Annotated in this window: 18 protein-coding genes; 6 read left to right on the top strand and 12 right to left on the bottom strand. The window is 73.4% G+C overall.

What is annotated here, in order from left to right:
- Positions 1 to 840 (bottom strand): hypothetical protein, encoded by an 840-nt coding sequence (locus tag CUT83_RS12040; RefSeq protein ID WP_240957842.1) that lies wholly within the window; start codon positions 838 to 840, stop codon positions 1 to 3.
- Positions 841 to 942: 102 nt separating this feature from the next.
- A complete protein-coding gene (locus CUT83_RS12035) occupies positions 943 to 1,542 on the bottom strand; it encodes a class I SAM-dependent methyltransferase (RefSeq protein WP_101255881.1) in 600 nt (199 codons plus the stop codon).
- A gap of 172 nt (positions 1,543 to 1,714) precedes the next feature.
- Between CUT83_RS12035 and CUT83_RS12030 the strand changes: the two genes are divergently transcribed.
- Both CUT83_RS12030 and CUT83_RS12025 read left to right on the top strand, forming a co-directional pair.
- Entirely contained in the window at positions 1,715 to 2,107 is a 393-nt protein-coding gene (locus tag CUT83_RS12030; RefSeq protein WP_101255840.1) for a roadblock/LC7 domain-containing protein, read from the top strand.
- Positions 2,108 to 2,271: 164 nt separating this feature from the next.
- Positions 2,272 to 3,261 (top strand): DUF6397 family protein, encoded by a 990-nt coding sequence (locus tag CUT83_RS12025; protein WP_143688538.1) that lies wholly within the window; start codon positions 2,272 to 2,274, stop codon positions 3,259 to 3,261.
- On the opposite strand, the gene CUT83_RS12020 is transcribed toward CUT83_RS12025, so the two are convergent.
- On the bottom strand, positions 3,239 to 5,752 hold the full coding sequence (locus CUT83_RS12020) for a DEAD/DEAH box helicase (protein WP_101255880.1): 2,514 nt from the start codon (positions 5,750 to 5,752) through the stop codon (positions 3,239 to 3,241). The genes CUT83_RS12025 and CUT83_RS12020 overlap by 23 nt on opposite strands.
- Before the next feature lie 121 nt (positions 5,753 to 5,873).
- Here CUT83_RS12020 and CUT83_RS12015 point away from each other — a divergent pair, with 121 nt between their 5' ends.
- Positions 5,874 to 6,668 carry a metal-dependent hydrolase gene (locus CUT83_RS12015; protein ID WP_101255838.1) on the top strand — a complete coding sequence of 265 codons (795 nt, stop codon included), beginning with the start codon at positions 5,874 to 5,876 and terminating at the stop codon, positions 6,666 to 6,668.
- Positions 6,669 to 6,784: 116 nt separating this feature from the next.
- Here CUT83_RS12015 and CUT83_RS12010 read toward each other — a convergent pair whose 3' ends face one another.
- The gene (locus tag CUT83_RS12010) at positions 6,785 to 8,566 is read right to left on the bottom strand and encodes an ABC transporter ATP-binding protein (RefSeq protein ID WP_101255837.1); all 1,782 of its coding nucleotides are present in this window, start codon (positions 8,564 to 8,566) and stop codon (positions 6,785 to 6,787) included.
- The gene (locus CUT83_RS12005) at positions 8,563 to 10,425 is read right to left on the bottom strand and encodes an ABC transporter transmembrane domain-containing protein (protein ID WP_101255836.1); all 1,863 of its coding nucleotides are present in this window, start codon (positions 10,423 to 10,425) and stop codon (positions 8,563 to 8,565) included. Before CUT83_RS12005 ends, CUT83_RS12010 begins: the two co-directional genes overlap by 4 nt.
- Before the next feature lie 318 nt (positions 10,426 to 10,743).
- On the opposite strand from CUT83_RS12005, the gene CUT83_RS12000 reads away from it, so the two are divergent.
- The gene (locus CUT83_RS12000; RefSeq protein ID WP_101255835.1) at positions 10,744 to 12,660 is read left to right on the top strand and encodes an ABC transporter ATP-binding protein; all 1,917 of its coding nucleotides are present in this window, start codon (positions 10,744 to 10,746) and stop codon (positions 12,658 to 12,660) included.
- Between the two features lie 109 nt (positions 12,661 to 12,769).
- Here CUT83_RS12000 and CUT83_RS11995 read toward each other — a convergent pair whose 3' ends face one another.
- Entirely contained in the window at positions 12,770 to 13,213 is a 444-nt protein-coding gene (locus CUT83_RS11995) for an NUDIX hydrolase (RefSeq protein WP_240957840.1), read from the bottom strand.
- On the bottom strand, positions 13,210 to 13,602 hold the full coding sequence (locus tag CUT83_RS11990; protein WP_093850085.1) for a VOC family protein: 393 nt from the start codon (positions 13,600 to 13,602) through the stop codon (positions 13,210 to 13,212). Before CUT83_RS11990 ends, CUT83_RS11995 begins: the two co-directional genes overlap by 4 nt.
- Before the next feature lie 49 nt (positions 13,603 to 13,651).
- Here CUT83_RS11990 and CUT83_RS11985 point away from each other — a divergent pair, with 49 nt between their 5' ends.
- Entirely contained in the window at positions 13,652 to 14,314 is a 663-nt protein-coding gene (locus CUT83_RS11985) for a ThuA domain-containing protein (RefSeq protein ID WP_101255834.1), read from the top strand.
- 37 nt (positions 14,315 to 14,351) lie between these two features.
- Here the strand turns inward: CUT83_RS11985 and CUT83_RS30910 are convergent, their stop codons facing one another.
- From CUT83_RS30910 to CUT83_RS11965, 5 genes are read right to left on the bottom strand one after another with little or no spacing between them, the layout of a single operon-like run.
- A complete protein-coding gene (locus CUT83_RS30910) occupies positions 14,352 to 15,533 on the bottom strand; it encodes an FAD-dependent monooxygenase (protein WP_240957837.1) in 1,182 nt (393 codons plus the stop codon).
- Positions 15,530 to 17,155, bottom strand: a complete 1,626-nt coding sequence (locus tag CUT83_RS30905) for a (2,3-dihydroxybenzoyl)adenylate synthase (RefSeq protein WP_240957835.1) — start codon at positions 17,153 to 17,155, stop codon at positions 15,530 to 15,532. Before CUT83_RS30905 ends, CUT83_RS30910 begins: the two co-directional genes overlap by 4 nt.
- Positions 17,155 to 17,793: a DUF2461 domain-containing protein gene (locus CUT83_RS11975; RefSeq protein WP_101255833.1), complete on the bottom strand. Its 639-nt coding sequence runs from the start codon at positions 17,791 to 17,793 to the stop codon at positions 17,155 to 17,157. The genes CUT83_RS30905 and CUT83_RS11975 overlap by 1 nt, the downstream gene beginning before the upstream one ends.
- Positions 17,794 to 17,815: 22 nt before the next feature.
- On the bottom strand, positions 17,816 to 19,000 hold the full coding sequence (locus CUT83_RS11970; protein WP_101255832.1) for a 3-deoxy-7-phosphoheptulonate synthase: 1,185 nt from the start codon (positions 18,998 to 19,000) through the stop codon (positions 17,816 to 17,818).
- Positions 18,997 to 19,662 (bottom strand): pyridoxine/pyridoxamine 5'-phosphate oxidase, encoded by a 666-nt coding sequence (locus CUT83_RS11965; RefSeq protein WP_240957851.1) that lies wholly within the window; start codon positions 19,660 to 19,662, stop codon positions 18,997 to 18,999. Before CUT83_RS11965 ends, CUT83_RS11970 begins: the two co-directional genes overlap by 4 nt.
- A gap of 60 nt (positions 19,663 to 19,722) precedes the next feature.
- On the opposite strand from CUT83_RS11965, the gene CUT83_RS11960 reads away from it, so the two are divergent.
- On the top strand, positions 19,723 to 20,433 hold the full coding sequence (locus CUT83_RS11960) for a methyltransferase domain-containing protein (protein WP_173915061.1): 711 nt from the start codon (positions 19,723 to 19,725) through the stop codon (positions 20,431 to 20,433).
- Positions 20,434 to 20,467 lie beyond the last annotated feature (34 nt).

Raw genomic sequence — 20,467 nt, 5'->3', positions numbered from 1 at the left:
TCAGGCCGCCGCGTCAGGCCGCACCGCCAGCTCGTCCAGAGCCTTGAGCAGCCCCGGCAGCTCCGAACCGCGGCCCACCGGGAGCACCTCGCCGGGCTCGTCGTCCAGCAGGACGAACGCGATGTCGTCGGTCCGCGCCACCAGGCTCCAGCCGGGCCCGTCCGCACGCAGAGTCCGGGCCTCCTCGGTGGCGAAGGCGGAACGGATCCGGCCGGGCGGCGGCGGGGAGTGCACGTAACCGCGGGCCTCCTCCAGAACGTGCCGGACCCTGCTGTCGGGGTTCTCACCCGGCTCGACGAACGTCACGTCCGCCTCGACCCGGGCGCGCCAGTCCGCCCACTGCAACGCGATCTCGTCAGCGCCCAGCCGCCGCTGCGCCGGGCCCCAGCGCGAGGTGTCCGGCGGGGACAGCGGTGCCCGGCCGCCGTCCAGTTCCGGATCGGGCTCCGGGTCGTGGGGGGCGGGGACGCCGGGCGCGGCGACCGCCAGTGCCAGCGGCCAGCCGGGCAGCACGGCGGCGATCGTCCGCTCGTCCGGGGACAGGTCGTACTCCATACCGCAGTCCCAGGCGGCGATCGCGCACGCCACGAGGGACACGTCCTCCGTGACGACGGTCCAGCGCGCGCCCTGCCCGTCCTGACCGAGGACGAGGCCGTGGCCCTCCGCGTACGGCTCCAGCCCCAGGGCGGCGCACGCCTCGGGGTAGTCGTCGCCGAGGACGCTCGGGAACTGCGCGGGGGTGAGCAGCGCCGCGGTCAGCACGTACAGCGCGTCGTCGCTCCCGCCGCGCGCGTCCTGTGCCTCTGCCACGTCGGCCTCCTCTCCGGACTCTCCGGACATCGTCCGCGCACCCTAGCCATGTCAGGGGGGCGGCGTCGAGAGACCGGGGACACACCAAGGCACCCTCCTCGGCCCGTGAGCCCGGGGGACCGCGCGCGGCGCTCAGTCGCGCACGGCCAGCGCGAAGTAGCGGTGGTCCTCGTCGGCGCAGGAGACCAGGCGCCAGCCCGCGGCCGCCAGCAGGGGGCGGAGGTTCGGCTCGGCCCGCGGGTCGTCGGGCCCGAGCGAGCGTCCGTGCCGGGCGGCGAGAGCGGCGCGCCCGACCGGATGGAACAGCGCGAGACGGCCGCCGGGCCGGACCACCCGGGCCAGTTCCCGCAGGCCGGCGGCCGGGTCGGGCAGGTGCGACACCAGACCGGCCGCGAACACCGCGTCGAGCACTGCGCCGCGCAGCGGCAGCCGGGCGGCGTCGGCGACGGTCAGCAGCGCGCCGCGGTGCCGTCCGGCCAGGACGGCGACCTCCAGCATCGCCGGGGTGAGATCGACGCCCATCACCGTGCCCTGTCTGCCCACCGCCGCGCGCAGCGCGGGCAGCGCGCGCCCGGTGCCGCAGCCGGCGTCCAGCACCGTGTCGCCGGGGAACAGCCCCAGCTCGGCCACGGCTGCGTCGTAGGCGGGGCCGTCGTCGGGGAAGCGGGCGTCCCAGCCGGCGGCCCGCTCGGTGAAGAACTCCAGCACACCTGTCCCGTCGTACTTCGTCATACGGTCGTCATCGTCCACTGCCGGTGCCTTTCCCGTTGACCGATCCCGGTACCCCTGCTTCCGGTTTCCTTCCTGTTCCGACCGGGCGGCGGGCGGCCGAGATCGGTGGTTGCCCCGGGGCCCGTCGTGGGTAAGGCTGGCACCGCGTGACCATGAGAAGGGGGAATCGGGGATGGCCCTGAGCAGTGAGCTGGACTGGCTGCTGGACGATCTGACGCAGCGGATGCCTTCGGTACGACATGCGCTGGTGCTCTCGAACGACGGGCTGGTCACCGGAGCCGCCCAGAGCCTGGAGCGGAGCGAGGCCGAACACCTGGCCGCCGTCGCGTCCGGGCTGCACAGCCTGGCCAGAGGCACGGGGGAGCACTTCCACGTGGGCCGGGCGCGGCAGACGATGATCGAGTTCGACGAGGGGATGCTCTTCGTGACGGCCGCCGGAGACGGCAGCTGTCTGTGCGTGCTCGCCGAGGCGGAGGCCGACCTGGGCCAGATCGCCTACGAGACGACCCTGCTGGTGAACCGGGTCGGCGAGCACCTGGGAGTGGCCATGCGCAACGACCACTGAGCGGCGGCCCGGGGCCGACCACCCCGCCGGGCCGTCGCAGGCCTTACCCCGGACACAGCCCCATCAGGGCTTTCTCCAGGTTTTCCACAGGCTCCCCGGAGCGGATCGACAGCGGACTACCTTCGTCGCACACGGTAGTCGTCGAGATGCACAGGGGGATCGCCATGCCGGTCGGACTGGTACGGGCGGAGAAAACCGTTACACGGGAGACGGACGCGGTGGAGGCCGTGCCGATGGGTGAGGCGCACCGGATGCTGGGGATCAGGCCGAGGGAGCTGGAACTGGCCGTGGAGCTGGGCGCGCTGGCGACGGTGGCGTCGCGGCGCGAGAGCCGTCGCCGCCGGGTGCCGGTGGCCGAACTGGCCCGGGTGCGAGCCGAGGAGGGGTTTCCGGCCACTTTGCGTGAGCGGTTGCGTCTGGTCGGTGCACGGGAGGGCGCCGGGCTGCTGGGTGTCACCGCGGTGCGCTTCACGCGGCTGGCCCGGGCCGGCTGCTTCGGGCCGGTGCGTTTCTCCCTCAACCGGTACCGGGCGGTGGTCTGGCTCTACCTCGCCAGCGAGCTGCGAGACGTCGCCGAGTACCGGCCGGCGCTGCTGCGCGGTCCGCTGCCCGAGGGGCTGCTGCGCGTTCTGGCCGAGGGCGAGGACTGGCGTCCGCGCCACTGGCGGGACCGGCGGATCGCCCAGGCGGTCCGCCGGACGGACGATCCGTGGGCGGCGGCCGCCGCCCACGCCGCGGTGCTCACACCAGAGGTACTGGAGGAGGCCGTACCGGATCCGGCCGAGCGGGCCCGCCTGGCGGAACTGCGGCCGGAGCTGACCACCGCCCGGCCGGAGTCCCTCGCGGCCAGGAGGGTCGTGCGGGGGTTGCTCACCGCCGACGGCGAGGACGAGGTTCTCCGGCACCGGCTGGGCCTGACGCTGGCGCTGAGCACGGCGCGGTCGGCCCGTCCCCTGTGCCGGCCGGAGCGGGAGCACCGGCCGGCCGGGAACGCGGAAGCCGGAGGAGCCGGGGGAGCCGGTCGAGGGGGACCGGTTCCGCTCCCCCGGGGAGACTTCCTCCCGCGTCACGGAACCCGGCAGTCGCCTCCGCCGGCCGCGGACCCGTCCCCGCGCGAGCCCGCGGCCGCCGTCAGAGCTGTCCCACGTCGATGACCTTGAGCACCGCTCGGCCCTCCTCGTCGGAGGCGGTGAGGTCGACCTCCGCGGTGATCCCCCAGTCGTGGTCGCCGCCGGGGTCGGCGAACGTCTGCCGCACCCGCCACAGGCCGTCCTCGGGACGCTCCTCGATCCGCAGCAGCTTCGGGCCGCGGGCGTCCGGACCGGTGCCCAGGTCGTCGTACTCATCCCAGTACGCGTCCATGGCCTCGGCCCAGGCATCGGCGTCCCAGCCGGCCTCGGCGTCCAGCTCGCCCAGCTCCTCGACCTTGTCCAGGGCGGCCAGCTCCACCCGCCGGAACATCGCGTTGCGCACCAGCACGCGGAAGGCACGGGCGTTGGCGGTGACGGGCTTGACCTGGTCGGCGCGGTCCTGGGCCTCCTCGGCGGTCTCGTCCTCGGGATTGGCCAGCTGCTCCCACTCGTCCAGCAGGCTGGAGTCGACCTGGCGCACCATCTCGCCCAGCCACTCGACGATGTCCTGGAAGTCCTCGGACTTCCGGTCGTCGGGCACGTTGTGCTCCAGCGCCTTGTAGGCGCTGGCCAGGTAGCGCAGCACGATGCCCTCGGTGCGGGCCAGCTCGTAGTGGGAGACGAACTCCCCGAAGGTCATGGCCCGTTCGTACATGTCACGGATCACGGATTTGGGGGACAGAGGATGGTCGCCGACCCACGGATGACTCTTGCGGTAGACGCCGTAGGCGTGGAAGAGCAGTTCCTCCAGCGGCTTGGGGTAGCCGATGTCCGCCAGCCGCTCCATGCGTTCCTCGTACTCGACGCCGTCGGCCTTCATCTGTGCGACGGCCTCGCCCCTGGCCTTGTTCTGCTGGGCGGCCAGGATCTGCCGCGGGTCGTCCAGCGTGGACTCCACCACGGAGACCATGTCCAGCGCGTACGAGGGGGACTCGGGGTCCAGCAGCTCGAACGCGGCGAGAGCGAAGGTCGACAGCGGCTGGTTGAGCGCGAAGTCCTGCTGGAGGTCCACGGTCAGCCGGATGCGGCGCCCCTCGGCGTCGGGTGCGTCCAGCCGCTCGACGACCCCGCCGTCCAGGAGAGAGCGGTAGATGGCGATCGCCCGCCGGATGTGGCGCAGCTGGCTGCGCCGGTCCTCGTGGTTGTCCTCCAGCAGCTTGCGCATCGCGGCGAAGGCGTCACCGGGCCGGGCGATGACGGACAGCAGCATCGCGTGGGTCACCCTGAAGCGGGAGGTGAGCGGCTCCGGATCGGAGGCGATCAGCTTCTCGAAGGTCTGCTCGCTCCAGTTGACGAAGCCCTCCGGGGCCTTCTTCCGCACCACCTTGCGGCGCTTCTTCGGGTCGTCACCCGCCTTGGCCAGGGCCTTCTCGTTCTCGACGACGTGCTCGGGAGCCTGGGCCACGACCAGGCCCGCGGTGTCGAAACCGGCCCGGCCGGCGCGGCCCGCGATCTGGTGGAACTCCCGTGCCCGCAACACCCGCACCCGGTTGCCGTCGTACTTGGTCAGCGCGGTGAACAGCACCGTGCGGATGGGCACGTTGACGCCCACCCCGAGGGTGTCGGTACCGCAGATCACCTTCAGCAGGCCCGCCTGGGCCAGCCTCTCCACCAGCCGCCGGTACTTCGGCAGCATTCCGGCGTGGTGCACCCCGATGCCGTGCCGGACGTAGCGCGAGAGGTTCCGCCCGAACTTGGTGGTGAAACGGAAGTTGCCGATCAGCTTGGCGATCTCGTCCTTCTCGGCGCGCGAGCACATGTTGATGCTCATCAGCGCCTGGGCGCGCTCCACCGCCTGGGCCTGGGTGAAGTGCACGATGTAGACCGGAGCCTGGTGGGTTTCGAGCAGTTCGGTCAGCGTCTCGGTCAGGCCGGTCGTGCGGTACTCGTAGCTCAGCGGCACCGGCCGGGTGGCGGAGCGCACCACGGCGGTGGGGCGCCCGGTGCGCCGCGTCAGGTCCTTCTCGAACCTGCTCACGTCGCCGAGCGTCGCCGACATCAGGACGAACTGCGCCTGGGGCAGTTCCAGCAGCGGGATCTGCCAGGCCCAGCCGCGGTCCGGTTCGGCGTAGAAGTGGAACTCGTCCATCACGACCTGGCCGATGTCGGCGTCCGCGCCGTCGCGCAGCGCGATGGAGGCGAGCACCTCGGCGGTGCAGCAGATGACGGGCGCGTCGGCGTTGACCGAGGCGTCGCCGGTGAGCATGCCGACGTTCTCGGTGCCGAAGATCTTGCACAGGTCGAAGAACTTCTCCGACACCAGGGCCTTGATGGGGGCGGTGTAGAAGGTGACCTTGTCCTGGGCGAGCGCGGCGAAGTGCGCCCCGGCCGCGACCAGGCTCTTGCCGGACCCGGTCGGCGTGGACAGGATGACGTTCGCCCCGGAGACCACTTCGATCAGCGCCTCCTCCTGGGCGGGATAGAGCGTGATGCCCCGTCCCTCGGCCCAGCCGGAGAAGGCTTCGTAGAGAGTGTCGGGATCTGCGGTGCTCGGCATCTGATCGATAAGGGTCACGCCCTCCATACTGCCTGCCGCGGCGCCTGCGGTGGGAACCGGCCGACCGCACGAAGATCATCGGCACTACGCTGTGCCACCGGCACAACGCAGGAGCGAGCGCGATGGGGTGGGGACGCACATGATGGGACCGGCGCATTCACTGTCGGGGGCGGCGGCGTGGCTGGGGGTGGGAGCGGCGGCGGACGCCCTGGGCCGGCCGATGCCGTGGCCGGTCCTGGTGGTCGGTGCCCTGATCTGCGCGGGCGCGGCCCTCGCGCCCGATCTGGACCACAAGTCGGCGACGATCTCCCGTGCCTTCGGCCCGCTCTCCAGATGGCTGTGCATGGTGATCGAGAAACTCTCGTGCGCGGTCTACAAGGCCACCCGCAAGTCCGGCGACCCGCGCCGCGCGGGAGGCCACCGCACCCTCACCCACACCTGGCTGTGGGCGGTGGCGATGGGCGCCGGTTTCTCGGCCTTCGCGATACTGGGCGGACGCTGGGCGGTGCTGGGCATCCTCTTCGTCCACATGGTGCTGGCCGTCGAGGGCCTGCTGTGGCGGGCGGCGCGGGTCTCCAGCGACGTTCTGGTGTGGCTGCTGGGGGCGACCAGCGCCTGGATCCTGGCGGACATCCTGAACAAGCCCGGGAACGGGGCGGACTGGCTGTTCACCGCACCCGGCCAGGAGTACCTGTGGCTGGGACTGCCGATCGTGCTGGGCGCCCTGGTCCACGACCTCGGCGACGCCATCACCGTCTCCGGCTGCCCGGTCCTGTGGCCGATACCCGTGGGAAGCAAGCGCTGGTACCCGCTGGGCACGCCCAAGCCCATGCGGTTCAAGGCGGGCAGCTGGGTCGAGGTGCAGGTCCTGATGCCCGGCTTCATGCTGGCCGGTGGGCTGAGCGGGCTGTGGGCCGTGGGCTTCCTGGGCTGAGCCACCCTCGGCCGAGCCGCCCCCGGCCGCACGCCCCGCCCCCTTCCTCCTCCGCGTCCCGGAGCGCTCCGGGACGCGGAGGAGGAAGAGGAGGAAGAGGAGGAAGGGGGCCCGGATCAGCCGTGCCAGGACCGCCACAGCGCGGCGTAGGCGCCGTCGGCGGCGACCAGCTCACCGTGGCTTCCCAGCTCGCTGATCCGGCCGTCCTCCACGACCGCGATCACATCCGCGTCATGCGCGGTGTGCAGCCGGTGCGCGATCGCCACCACGGTGCGCCCCCTGAGCACCCGCGCCAGGGAGTGCTCCAGATGCCGTGCGGCACGCGGGTCCAGCAGGGACGTCGCCTCGTCCAGCACCAGGGTGTGCGGATCGGCCAGCACCAGCCGGGCCAGTGCGATCTGCTGGGCCTGGGCCGGGGTGATCGCCTCCCCGCCCGAGCCGACCTCGCTGTCCAGGCCGTCGGCCAGCTTCCGGGCCCAGCCGTCGGCGTCCACCGCGGCGAGGGCGGCCCACAGCTCGGCGTCGCCGGCGCCCGCGTTCGCCAGCAGCAGGTTGTCGCGCAGCGAACCGACGAAGACGTGGTGCTCCTGATTGACCAGCGCCACGTGTTCGCGTACACGTTCCGCGGGCATCCGGGACAGCTCGGCCCCGCCGAGCGTGACCTCGCCCGCCCGCGGCGCGTAGATCCCCGCCAGCAGCCGGCCCAGCGTGGACTTGCCCGCCCCCGACGGCCCCACCAGCGCGACCCGCGTACCGGGCGCGACGTCCAGCGACACCCCGTGCAGTACGTCGCCGCCCGCGCCGTAGCCGAACCGCACCTGGCCGGCCCGCACCTCGCGGCCGTCCGGGAGCAGCGTGCCGTCGCCGGACTCCGGCTCGATCTCCCGTACCCCGACCAGCCGGGCCAGGGACACCTGGGCGGTCTGGAGCTCGTCGTACCAGCGCAGGATCAGGCCGATCGGTTCGACCAGCATCTGTGCCAGCAGCGCGCCCGTCGTCAGCTCGCCGACCGAGATCCAGCCCCGCAGCACGAAGAAGCCGCCGAGCATCAGCACCGAGCCGAGGATCAGCACATGGGTGCCGTTGACGACGGGGAAGAGGACGGTGCGCAACCACAGCGTGTACCGCTCCCACGCCGTCCACCGGCCGATGCGGTGCTCGGACAGGGCGATCCGGCGCGGGCCCAGCCGGTGGGCCTCCACCGTCCGCCCGGCGTCCACGGTCTCGGCCAGGGCGGCGGCGACGGCGGCGTAGCCCGCCGCCTCACAGCGGTAGGCGCCGGGCGCCCGCCGGTAGTACCAGCGGCAGCCCGCCAGCAGCAGCGGCAGGGCGATCACGACGGACAGCGCCAGCGGCGGCGCGGTGGCCGTGAGCGCGCCCAGCAGCAGCGCGGCCCAGACGACGCCGATCGACAGCTGGGGCACCGCCTCGCGCATGGCGCCCGCCAGCCGGTCGATGTCGGTGGTGATCCTGGACAGCAGGTCACCCGTACCGGCCCGCTCCAGCACACCCGGCGGCAGCCGCACCGAGCGGACCAGGAAGTCCTCGCGCAGATCCGCCAGCATCCGCTCACCCAGCACCGCCCCGCGCAGCCGTACCTGCTGGACGAAGACCGTCTGGACGACCAGGGCCACGGCGAACAGGACGACGGTGCGCTCCAGGCGCAGATCGCGGGTCCCCGCCGCGAGGTCCTCCACCACCCGCCCCAGCAGATAGGGGCCGGCCATGGAGGCCAGCACCGCGACGGCGTTCACCGACACCAGCACGGCGAAGGCCCGGCGGTGCCGGCGGACCAGTTCGCCGACGTAGGCGCGCACGGTACCCGGCGCGCCGACCGGCAGAGTCGCGGCCGCCTCGGACGCGGCGGGATCATGGGCGGGCGGTGCGACGCCGATCATGCGCTCTCCTCCATCCACTCGTGCCGCGGCCCCCGGCTCCCGGCCGCGTCGGCCGCGAGTTCGTCCTCGCCGGCCGTGTCGGCGATGTCGGCGCCGTCGTCATCGCCGCCGGCCTCACGGGTGACCACCGCGCGGTACCCCGGCTCGTCCGCCAGCAGCTCCCGGTGGGTGCCCACCGCGGCGGCCTCGCCGCCGGAGACGAACACCACCCGGTCGGCCCGGTCCAGCAGCAGCGGGCTGGAGGAGAACACCACCGTGGTGCGGCCGGCCCGCAGCCTGCGCAGCGCGTCGGCGACACGTGCCTCGGTGTGCGAGTCGACGGCGCTGGTCGGCTCGTCCAGCACCAGCACCCGCGGATCGGCGACCAGCGACCGGGCCAGTGCCAGTCGCTGGCGCTGGCCGCCCGACAGCGACCTGCCGCGCTCGGTGATCCGGGCCCGCATCGGGTCGCCGCCCGGGGCGCCCCCGGCGCGCGCCAGTGCGGCGAGCACATCGCCGCACCGGGCCGCCTCCAGCGCCCGCCCGGGCGCGACCGCGCCGGACGACGGCACGTCGAGCAGTTCCTCCAGGGTGCCCGACAGCAGCACCGGGTCCTTGTCCTGGACCAGTACGGCGGTACGGGCCGTCTCCAGCGGCACCTCGTCCAGGGCGACCCCGCCCAGCAGCACCGACGGCGCCCCGGTTCCGGATCCGGTGCCGTGTCCGCCCAGACGTTCGGCGAGCCGGCCGGCCTCGTCGGGGTCGCCGCACACCACCGCGGTCAGGCTTCCGGCCGGGGCGAGCAGCCCGCTCACCGGGTCGTACAGGTCGCCGTCCGGCAGCACCCGCGCGCCGTCGCGCGCCACCGCGGCGTCCGTCCGCGTCCCGCGGCTCAGCGCCAGGACCCGGGCGGCCCGCTCGGCCGAGGGGCGGGAGAAGGAGTAGGCCATGGCGATCTCCTGGAAGAGCCGCAGCGGGAAGAGCAGGAAGGTCACCGCGCCGTACACCGTCACCAGTTCACCCACGGCGACCGTGCCCTCCAGCGCCAGCCGCGCCCCCAGCCAGACCACCGCGATCAGCAGCACCCCCGGCAGCACCACCTGCACGGCGTCGATCAGCGACCACATCCGCGCGGTCCGCACCGCCGCCCGCCGCACCTCCTGCGAGGCCCTTCGGTACCTGCCGAGGAACAGCTCCTCGCCTCCGATGCCGCGCAGCACCCGCAGCCCGGCCACGGTGTCGGCGGCCAGCTCGGTGGCCCGCCCGGCCTTCGCCCGCTGCGCGTCCGCCCGGCGGGTCGCCGGCGGCAGCAGCGGCAGTACGGCCGCCACCAGCGCCAGCACGCCCAACGCCACCACGGTGCCCAGCAGTGGCTCGTACACCACCAGGGCCGCGCACACTCCGGCCGTGGTCAGCGAAGCGGCGCCGAAGCGGGAGACGGCCTCGACGAACCAGCCGATCTTCTCGATGTCCCCGGTGGAGACGGCCACCACCTCGCCCGCCGCCACCCGCCGGGTCAGTGCGGCCCCCAGCTCGGCGGTCCGCCGGGCCAGCAGCTGCTGCACCCGGGCCGCGGCGGTGATCCAGTTGGTGACGGCGGCACGGTGCAGCATGGTGTCGCCGACGGTGACCGCCAGACCCAGCGCCACGGTCAGGGCGCCCGCGAGGACCAGCCGGTTCCCGGAGCGCTCGGTGGCGGCCTGCACGGCCATGCCCACGGCCAGGGGGAAGGAGGCGACCGCCGCCATGTGGAGCGTCCCCCAGGCCAGCGCCTTCAGCTGGCCGCCCAGCTGCGCGCGCCACAGCCAGAGCATGAGGCGGGCCCCGGACCGTACGTCGGGGTCGCCGGGATCGGGATATGGAAGATCGCGAATGCGCATGACGTCCCGGAAACGGTCTCGATGTCGGACAAGCGGAGGAGGCCGTGCAAGCCTTCCGTCATCTCCGGCGGGAGGGCAAAGGGTTTTCCGCGCGGGGATGGGACGAGGTACGGCATGAGCAGGTCCGGTACACGGTTCGGACCGGAAGCCCACCGGACGGGGGACCGCTGTCCGGGAGGCCGCCGTCCGGGCACGGCGCCGCCCGCCCGGACGGCGCGGACGGGCACCCGGCGTGCGGGCGACCGTAGGCTGGTGAGCCGGGGCCGGCCGCCCGCCGGGCGGCCGGCACCGCCCCCCGCCGACCGCCGAAGGAGCGCATTGCACCGCGACGAACCCGACTGGACCCCACCGCGGAGGGGGAAGGACGAGCCGCAGCCGCCCGCCCAGATCCGCCGCATCCTGCGCCTCTTCCGCCCCTACCGCGGGCGGCTGGCCGTGGTCGGACTGCTGGTCGGCGCCTCCTCGCTGGTGTCGGTGGCCTCGCCGTTCCTGCTGCGCGAGATCCTCGACGTGGCCATCCCCGAGCAGCGCACCGGCCTGCTGTCCCTGCTCGCCCTCGGCATGATCGCCACGGCGGTGCTGACCAGCGTATTCAACGTCCTCCAGACGCTGATCAGCACCACCGTCGGCCAGCACGTCATGCACGACCTGCGCACCGGGGTCTACGCCAAGCTCCAGCGGATGCCCCTGGCGTTCTTCACCCGCACCCGCACCGGCGAGGTCCAGTCCCGCATCGCCAACGACATCGGGGGAATGCAGGCCACGGTCACCTCCACCGCGACCTCCCTGGTCTCCAACCTCACCAGCGTGGTGGCGACGATCGTGGCGATGCTGGTGCTGGACTGGCGGCTCACCCTCGTCTCCCTGCTGCTGATGCCGTTGTTCGTCTGGATAAGCCGCAGGGTGGGCCGGGAGCGCAAGAAGATCGCCACCCGGCGGCAGAAGCAGATGGCGGCGATGTCGGCGATGGTGACCGAGTCGCTGTCGGTCAGCGGCATCCTGCTGGGCCGCACCATGGGCCGCGCCGACTCCCTCACCCGCTCCTTCTCCGAGGAGTCGGAACGGCTGGCGGACCTGGAGATCCGCTCCAACATGGCCGGACGCTGGCGCATGTCGGTCATCGGCATCATCATGGCGGCCATCCCGGCGCTGCTGTACTGGGCGGCCGGGCTGCTCCTCCACCTCGGCGGCCCGGCCTTCTCCATCGGCACCCTGGTCGCCTTCGTCACCCTCCAGCAGGGCCTGCTGCGCCCGACCGTCTCCCTGCTGAGCACCGGCGTGCAGGTGCAGACCTCGCTCGCGCTCTTCCAGCGCATCTTCGAGTACCTGGACCTGCCGGTGGACATCACCGAGCCCGCCCGGCCCGTGAGGCTGGGGCGGGCACGCGGCGAGGTCCGCTTCGAGGACGTCAGCTTCTCCTACGACCCCGACTCGGCCACCCCCACGCTCGGCGGCATCGATCTGACCGTCCCGGCGGGCAGCAGCCTCGCCGTCGTCGGCGCCACCGGATCCGGCAAGAGCACACTGAGCTATCTGGTGCCCCGGCTGTACGACGTCACCGGAGGCCGGGTCACCATCGACGGCGTCGACGTACGGGAGCTGGACTTCGACTCCCTGGCCCGGACGGTGGGCGTGGTGTCGCAGGAGACCTACCTCTTCCACGCGTCCGTCGCCGACAACCTCCGCTTCGCCCGCCCCGGCGCCACCGACGCCGAGATCGAGGCCGCGGCCCGCGCCGCCCAGATCCACGAGCACATCGCCTCGCTGCCCGAGGGCTACGACACCCTCGTCGGCGAGCGCGGATACCGCTTCTCCGGAGGCGAGAAGCAGCGCCTGGCCCTCGCCCGCACCATTCTGCGCGACCCGCCCGTCCTCATCCTCGACGAGGCCACCAGCGCCCTGGACACCCGCACCGAGCAGGCGGTCCAGCGGGCCGTCGACGCGCTGGCCGCGGGCCGCACCACGCTGACGATCGCCCACCGTCTGTCGACCATCCGCGACGCCGACCAGATCGTCGTCCTCGACGGCGGCCGGATCGCCGAGCGCGGCACCCACGACGAGCTCATCGCGCGCGACGGGCGCTACGCGGCCCTGCTGCGGCGCGACGCCGTCCTCCCCGATTCGGCGGGGTCCCGGGCGGCGGGGCCCGATCCGGCCGGACCGGAGACGGCGGGCCCCAAGACGGCGGGTCCGGCCGGATCCGGCCCCGGAGCGGTCGAGACCGCCCCCGCCTGAGCCACCGTCAGCGCAGCACCAGCGCGTGTTGGCCTCCGGGGCGAGCCGGAAGCGGAAGAGGGGGGCAGGTCGCCGGGCACGGTCTCGCGCGGTTCCGCGGCGGGAGCGGTCACGACAGCCTCCCCGCGGCGTGCAGTTCGTCGAAGACCAGCTGGTCCACCGGCGGTACCAGATCGCGGTCGGCGTACGACAGCAGGCGGATCTCCTCGATCTCGCCGGCGGCGGCGAGCGTGCCGCGGTAGTCGCCGGTGTAGCAGGCCATCCGCACCACCACCTGAGGGCTGTCCGCGTCCACCGGGGCCTCGTACGTGCCCACATGGGCGACCGTGCCCGGCACGATCGCCACGGTCAACTCCTCCTCGACCTCCCGCAGCAGGGTCTGCTCGTCGCTCTCCCCGGCATGGCGCTTGCCGCCCGGGATGTAGAAGAGATCCTTGCCGCGCGTACGGGCGCCCAGGATCACGCCGTCGCGCAGATGCACCCACGCCACCGTGTCGATGAGCCTTCGTACGGGGCCGGGCGAACCGGGTATGGAGTCGGCGGCGCCCGTCACAGGGTGGTCCTCCCGCCCGAGAGATGGAGCCCCGGGGAACGCGGGGCGAACACGCCGAACTCGTTGCCCTCCGGGTCGGCCAGGACGTCCCACCCGGTGTCCTCGTCATGCCGCCGCACCATGGTGGCCCCCAGTGCGAGGAACTCGCCGGTGTCGCCCCACACGTCGAAGCGCACCCGGTTCCGGCCGGCCGCGGGATCCGGCACCGGGGTGAACCAGATCACCGGCCCGGCGTCCTGCGGATGGTGGATGGCCACCGCCCACTCCGCCGGCGGGGGAGGCTGGCCCAGCGGCCTGCGGCGCTCGTACCCCAGCGCGGCACACCACCAGTCGGCGAGCGCCTGGTGGTCCGCGGCGTCCACGACCAGGTCCTTGATACGTGCTGGCATGCCGACGAGCGTAGTCCGGCGCGGTACCGGGGCGGGGGATCATGGAGCCATGAACGCTGAACGGATCCTCGTCTTCACCCGGACCACCGGCTACCGGCACGACTCCATCCCGCACGGGGTCGAGGCCTTCCGCGATCTCGGCGGCGGCCTGGGCCTCACCGTCGAGGCCACCGAGGACCCCGGTGTCCTCACCGCCGCGCTGGACGGCTGCCGCGCGGTGGTCTTCCTCTCCACCAGCGGCGAGGTGCTGACCCCCGAAAGCCGCGAGGCGCTGCGGGAGTACGCGGCCGCCGGCGGCGCCTTCGTCGGTGTGCACGCCGCGGCCACCACCGAGTACGACTGGCCCTGGTACGGCGAACTGCTCGGCGCCCGTTTCGAGCGGCATCCCGAACTCCAGCCGGGCGTGGCGGTGGTGGAGGACCGCGACCACCCGGCCACCGCGCACCTGGGCGCCGCCTGGCCGTTCACCGACGAGTGGTACGACTTCCGGGCCAGTCCGCGCGGCCGGGTGCGGGTGCTGGTCCGCGCCGACGAGTCCACCTACGAGGGCGGCGGGATGGGGGAGGACCACCCGCTGGCGTGGTGCCACGAGAACACCGGGGGGCGCTCGTTCTACACCGCCCTCGGCCACAGCCCCGAGGCCTACGCCGATCCCGCCTTCCGGGGCCATCTGCTCGGCGGCCTGGCGTGGGCGGCCCGGCTCGTGCCGTGATCCCGGGCCACCGCGCCGGAGCGGGCCGGACGGGGGTTCAGTACCTGCTCCTCGCCGTCGGCCCGGACCTCGGCCCGTAGGGAGCCGTCTCCAGCCACCGCCCGAGGGAGGGCACCCGGGGCGCCAGCGCGGCGGACACCCGCTGGCGCAGCCGCCGTGCCCCTCCCGGACGCAGGTGCCGCAGCGCCTCGCCCGCGGCGGCCCGGTTGTGGAGCGCGGCGGCCCGTCGCTCCTCGGCGAACCGTTGCACCGGGTCCCGATCCCGTGCGGCCTCCGCGTCGGCCACGGCGTCGGCCGCTGCCACGGCGTCGGCCATGCCGCTGTTCATGCCGCGGGCGCCGAAGGGCGGGAACAGGTGGGCGGCCTCTCCGGCCAGGAGCACCCGCCGCCGCACGTCGGTGAAGGCGTCGGCCACCACCAGACGGAACCGGTAGCGCGCGACCCACAGCAGATGCTCGGAGCACGGCGCGGGCAGCACGTGCGGCAGCCACTCCCGCACCCCCTCGGGCGTGGCGAAGAAGTCGGGGTCGTCGCGCTCACGGCACTGCAGGTCCACCTGGAGGCCGCCGGCGAACGGCACCAGCATCACGCTGCGCCCCGCCGCCCCGGGATGCTCGTAGTGGAAGATCCTGGCCGACGGCAACGGGGCCCGGCCGCCGTCCGCGAGGTCCACCACGACGTGGAACCCCGGCGGCCTCGGCCCCTCCATGGCGATGCCCAGGGATCTGCGTACCGCCGACCGCGCCCCGTCGGCGGCGATCACGTACGGGGCCCGCCAGGACCTCCCGTCCTCCGCCGAGACGGTCACACCGCCGGACGCGGAACGGACGTCGCGGACGGGCGCGTCCCACACGATGCGCACCCCGGCCGCCGCGCAGGCCTCCAGCAGGAACCGCTCGGTGTCCACCTGGCGCAGGCTGGTGAACGGCGGGAGCCTCCCGCCCGCCGGACGCGGGGGGTAGGTCCGGGCGTAGACCTCCCGGCCGCGGTAGAGGGTCCTGCGCTCCGGCCACACCACGCCGTACGCGGCGATGCGGGCCCCCAGGCCCGGCGCGACGCGGTCCAGCAGACGCAGGGTCCCGCCGTGCACGAACAGCGCCCTGCTGCCCGGCCGCCGCCTGTCCTCGGGATCGGCCTCCAGCAGCGTCACCTCCCGGCCGCGGGCACGCAGCGCGAGCGCCGCCGTCAGCCCGACCGGCCCCGCACCCACCACGATCACGCGGCGCCTCCCGCTTCGGACGTCCGCCGCGCCGCCGACCGCAGCGTGTTCTTGTCCACCTTGCCGACGGCGGTACGGGGCAGTGAGCCGGCCCGCTCCACCCGGTCCGGCAGCTTGAAGGCGGCCACCCCCCGCTCCCGCAGGAACCGCGTCACCTCCGCACGGTCGGGGGCGTGTTCCCCGCGCGGCACGACGAAGGCGCACACCCGCTCGCCGAGCAGCGCGTCCGGCGTCGCCACCACCGCGCAGTCGTGGATCCGCGGGTGGGCGAGCAGATGGTTCTCCAACTCCTCGGCGGCTATCTTGTCGCCGCCCCGGTTGATCTGGTCCTTGATCCGGCCCTCGACCACCAGGTGTCCCCCGGGCAGGAGCCGGACGAGGTCGCCGGTCCGGAAGAAGCCGTCCGGGGTGAAGGCGACCGCGTTGTGCTCCTCGGCCCGGTAGTAGCCGCGGATGGTGTAGGGGCCGCGGGTCAGCAACTCGCCCGGCTCGCCGGGCGCGACGTCCGCCCCCCGGGAGTCCACGACACGTATCTCGTCGGCGGGCGAGAGCGGCCTGCCCTGTGTCGTGGCGACGACCTCCGGCGGATCGTCCGGGGCGGACTGGCACAGCAGCCCCTCGGCCATGCCGAAGGACTGCTGCAGCGAGCATCCCAGCGCCGGCCCGAAGGCCCGTGCCGCCTCGGCGCCGAACTTCGCACCGCCGACCTGGACCAGGCGCAGGCTGGACAGGTCGGCGGACAGGGCCGCGGCGGCGTCCTTCCACAGCAGGGCCAGCGGGGGCACGAGGCCGGTGACGGTGACCCGTTCGCGCTCGACGAGAGGGAAGGTGTCGTCGATGCTCGGGGTGGGAGCGAGGACCACCTTGCCGCCCGTGTGCAGGGTGCCCAGCGCACCGGGGCAGCCCAGGGCGTAGTTGTGCGCCACGGGCAGCACCGCCAGGTACACGTCGCCGGGGCCGAGCCGGGCGTTCTGGGCGGTGACGCGCAGGTTGTAGACGTAGTCCTGGTGTGTGCGCGGAATGAGTTTGGGCAGCCCGGTGGTCCCGCCCGACAGCAGGAACAGCGCCACGTCGCCGGGGTCCGGGGGAGGCAGGGGGGCCGGGTCCGCGTCGGCGTCGCCCAGGGCCGTGAACTCCTCGGCGTCCCCGGCCACCAGCACCCGTTCGCGCCCGACTCCTCCGACCTCTTCGACCCGCCGCGCCAGGACCCGGTGGTCCTCGCCGAGGTAGCGGTCCGGAACCACCAGCCAGGAGGCGGCGGACGCCTCCAGCAGATGGCGCAGTTCGCTCTCGCGGTGCGCGGGCAGCGCGAACACCGGCAGCGCGCCGAGCCGGAAGAGAGCCAGGCACAGCACCACGAGTTCCGGCACGTTGGGAAGCTGCACCACCACCCGCTCCCGCGGAGCCATCCCCCGGGCGGCCAGCCCGGCGGCCAGCCGGTCCGCGCGCCGGTCCAGTTCGGCGTAGGACCACCGCACCCCGCCGCCGACCAGCGCGGTGCGCGCCGGATCGCGCCGTGCCCACGGGCGCACCAGGTCCCCCAGCAGCTCACCGCGCCAGTGGCCCGCCTCCCGGTACCGGTGCGCGAACTCCTCGGGCCAGGGCACACATCCCTCCAGCATCACGGCCTCCCTTCCCCGGACACCCGGGTCTCCAGCCAGTCGGTCAGCGGTTTGAGCCCGGACCAGCCCTTCCTCACCAGGTCCAGCGCCTTTGGGTCGTGCAGTTCGGCCGGCGGATGCAGCCGCTCCGCGCCGAGCGAGCGGTACCGCAGCAGCTCCAGCCGGGGGTGGTCGGCGGGGAAGCCGCGGGGCCGCGTCTTGAGCCGTTCCCCCACCAGGCTCCAGCCGTTCCGCTCCAGCTTCCGCACGATCCGCTCCAGCTCCGGTCCGTGCCGGTCGTCGTCCAGCGCCTCCCGGTAGCGGCCGAGCTGCTCGGTGCCGCCGTGGAACCCGGCGCCCAGCCGCAGCCCCTCCGCGGACAGCTGCGCGTAGTACCCGATGCTGTCCGCCGAGCCGGCGGTGATCCCCTGGTAGGTCTTGTACGGCGACTTGTCGTTCGAGAAGCGGACGTCGCGCTGGGGCCGCCACACCTTCACGGGGCCGTACCGTTCCTCGAGTGCCTCGGCCAGGGCCTCCACGGGCGTGCGCACACACGTGTCGTAGACGTCCTTGAGGCTGTGCCAGTACTCCTTCGAGTTGTCCTTCTCCAGACCGGCGTAGAACTCGAACGCGCGGTCGGGGAAACCCTGGAACTTCACATCGTCTCCTCGGGCGGGTGCTTCACAGCGATTGGGCGAACCGGGCCAGGACATCGGCCGTCTGCCCGGGATTGAGCCGAGGGTCGCAAGCGCTGGTGTAGCGGGGGAAGGCGACACGCAAGGACGGAACGGGCGTGTGGTCCTGTGCGGAGACGCACTCGGTGACGTCCTCGGGGGTCGTCTCCAGATGCAGTCCGGCGGGCCACTGCCGGTGGGCGCGCACGATCCGGGTGAACACCGAGACCTCGTCCCGTACCGCCTCCATGGGCCGGGTCTTCCGCCCCGAGCGCAGCCGCCAGGTGTTGCCGTGCAGGGGATCGCACAGCCACACCACCGGTGCGCCCCGGCGGGCCACCTCGGCGACCAGGCCGGGCAGCAGCCTGCGCGCGGGACCGGCGCCCAGGCGGACGATGAACAGCAGTTTCCCCTCCACGCCCGCCGGGTTGAGGGCACGGCTGAGCCGTACCGCCTCGGCCGGGGTGACCGAGGGCCCGAGCTTGACGCCGACGGGATTGCCCAGTCCCGCCGCCCACTCCACGTGCCAGCCGTCCAGGGCCCGGGTACGGTCACCGATCCACACCGAGTGCGCCGAGGAGGCGTGGACCCCGCCCGCTCCCCGGCGCTCCAGGGGGGACTCGTAGGCGCACAGCAGCCCTTCGTGCGAGACGTACAGCCGCCTGCCCGCCGGCCGGCCGTGCCAGGTGGCGCGCACCCGGCCGAGGACGGCGGCGGCATGGTCGTACGCGGCGAGCAGCCGCCGCGGATCGCAGGAGCGGGCCGGCGGCTCGGCCTCGGGCCCGTTCACGGCGTCGCCCCGGTAGACGGGCAGCCGTACGCCGTCCGCGCGGGTCTCGGAATCGGCGGAGCGGGGTTTGGCGTACTGGCCCGCCATCCGGCCCAGCGGCACCACCGGCAGCCCCGACGCCGTGCTCATCGCGTCGGCCAGCGAGTAGAGGTACTCCGCGCGCCGGTCGACGGCGGCCGGCGCCGCGTCCGCGAACCGCTCGGCGCAGTCGCCGGCCTGCAGCACCAGTGCCTCACCACGCGCGGCACGCGCCAGAGCGGCCAGCAGCGCCGTGCACTCGCCCTCGGTGACCAGACCGGGACGGGCGGCCAACTCGTCCTCCACCTGAGCGAGTTCGTCCCCATCGGGCCACGGCGGCTGCTGCCGTGCCCTCCTGACCCCGGCCGGCGCCGTGGGGGTCACGGCGCTATCCACTGCCGCGACCAGCCGCCGTCGGTGAGCTGATAGCGCAGTCGGTCGGGTACGTGGTCGGCGCGGTCCTGCCAGAACTCGACGTTCTCGGGGACCAGGCGGAAACCACCCCACCCCTCGGGCCGCGGTACCTCCTGACCCGCGAACCGCTCGGCGGCGGACGCGACGGCGTCCCGCACCGCATCGGAGCCGGACACCACGGCCCGCTGGTCGGTGGCCCAGGCCAGGAGCTGCACGGTACGCGGCAGCCGGGTGTAGTGGTCGTCGCAGGCCAGTGGGTCCAGGCGCTCCACCGGGCCCGCCGCACGGACCTGGCGGCCCAGTTCGAGCCAGCCGAAGCACAGTTGCGCACACGGGTTCACCGCCAGGTCCAGGGCCTTGCGGCTGCGGTGGCCGGTGAAGAAGACGAATCCGTGGTCGGTGCGGGCGAGATCGACGAAACGCGCCGTCGGCCTGCCCTCGGCGTCCGCCGTCGCCAGAACCGCGGCCGCCGCGTCGTAGGGACGTGTCCGGGCCCACTCCCGGTGCCAGTCGCGGAACCGGACCAGCGGATCGCCCACCGCGTCCGCGTCGCCCATTCCCTCCCTCATCAGCCGGTCGCGCCGCTGCTCCGTGCCCTCCTGAACGGGATTCTTCTCCCGGATCCTTTCCACTCTCAACGTGACATCCCTTCTTGCGTATGCTTCCTTCGGAAAAGAAGGAGGAGGAAGACTGTGGAAACGCGTGATCGTGAACGAGTGCTCCGTCTCAGGGAACGCCACCGGGAGATCACCGAGCCCCGGACATTCCGTCTCGGTGGCCAGGAATGGGACCTCCTTCCCGGTGTGTACGCCCCGAATCTGACACCGTCCGCCCTGCTCTACGCGGAATGGGTTCCCTATCCCGTCGGCGGCTCCCTCTGCGAGATCGGCAGCGGTACCGGATATATAGCGGTGACCGCCGCACATCGGGGATGTGACCGTGTGACCGCGATCGACATCGGTCCGGTATCCGCCGAGAACACCCGGAAGAACGCCGAACGGCACGGGGTTTCCGACCGGGTCACCGTGTTGTGCGGCGACATGTTCGAGCCGCTCACCGAGAACGACCGCTATGACGTGGTCTTCTGGAATTCGAATTTCGTGGAGGCCTCCTTCGGGGATCCGGCGGCCCCGCAGGGGCCGGAGACGGACCGGGACGCCATGCTCGACCTAGCGTTCTGCGATCCCGGTTACGCCACGCACCGGAAGTTCTTCGACGGGGTCCGCGATCACCTCAATCCCGGCGGAAGAGTGCTGCTGGGCTTCACCGACCTCGGCGACGACGAGCTGCTGGAACGGGTGGCCCGGGAGCACGGATGGTCGCCGGTGCCGCGCCGCCGTGCCGTCGGCGTCTACCCGGACGGGGAGCTGCGGTACGAACTGCTCGAACTCCTCCCCGTCTGACGTCCGGCGCCTCCGCCGCTCCCTCCCGGCCCGG

The sequence above is a fragment of the Streptomyces barkulensis genome, assembly GCF_002843305.1.
Classification (GTDB): Bacteria; Actinomycetota; Actinomycetes; order Streptomycetales; family Streptomycetaceae; genus Streptomyces; species Streptomyces barkulensis.
The sequence above is the reverse complement of the archived record's forward strand: the minus strand, read 5'-3'. Positions and strand labels throughout refer to the sequence as shown.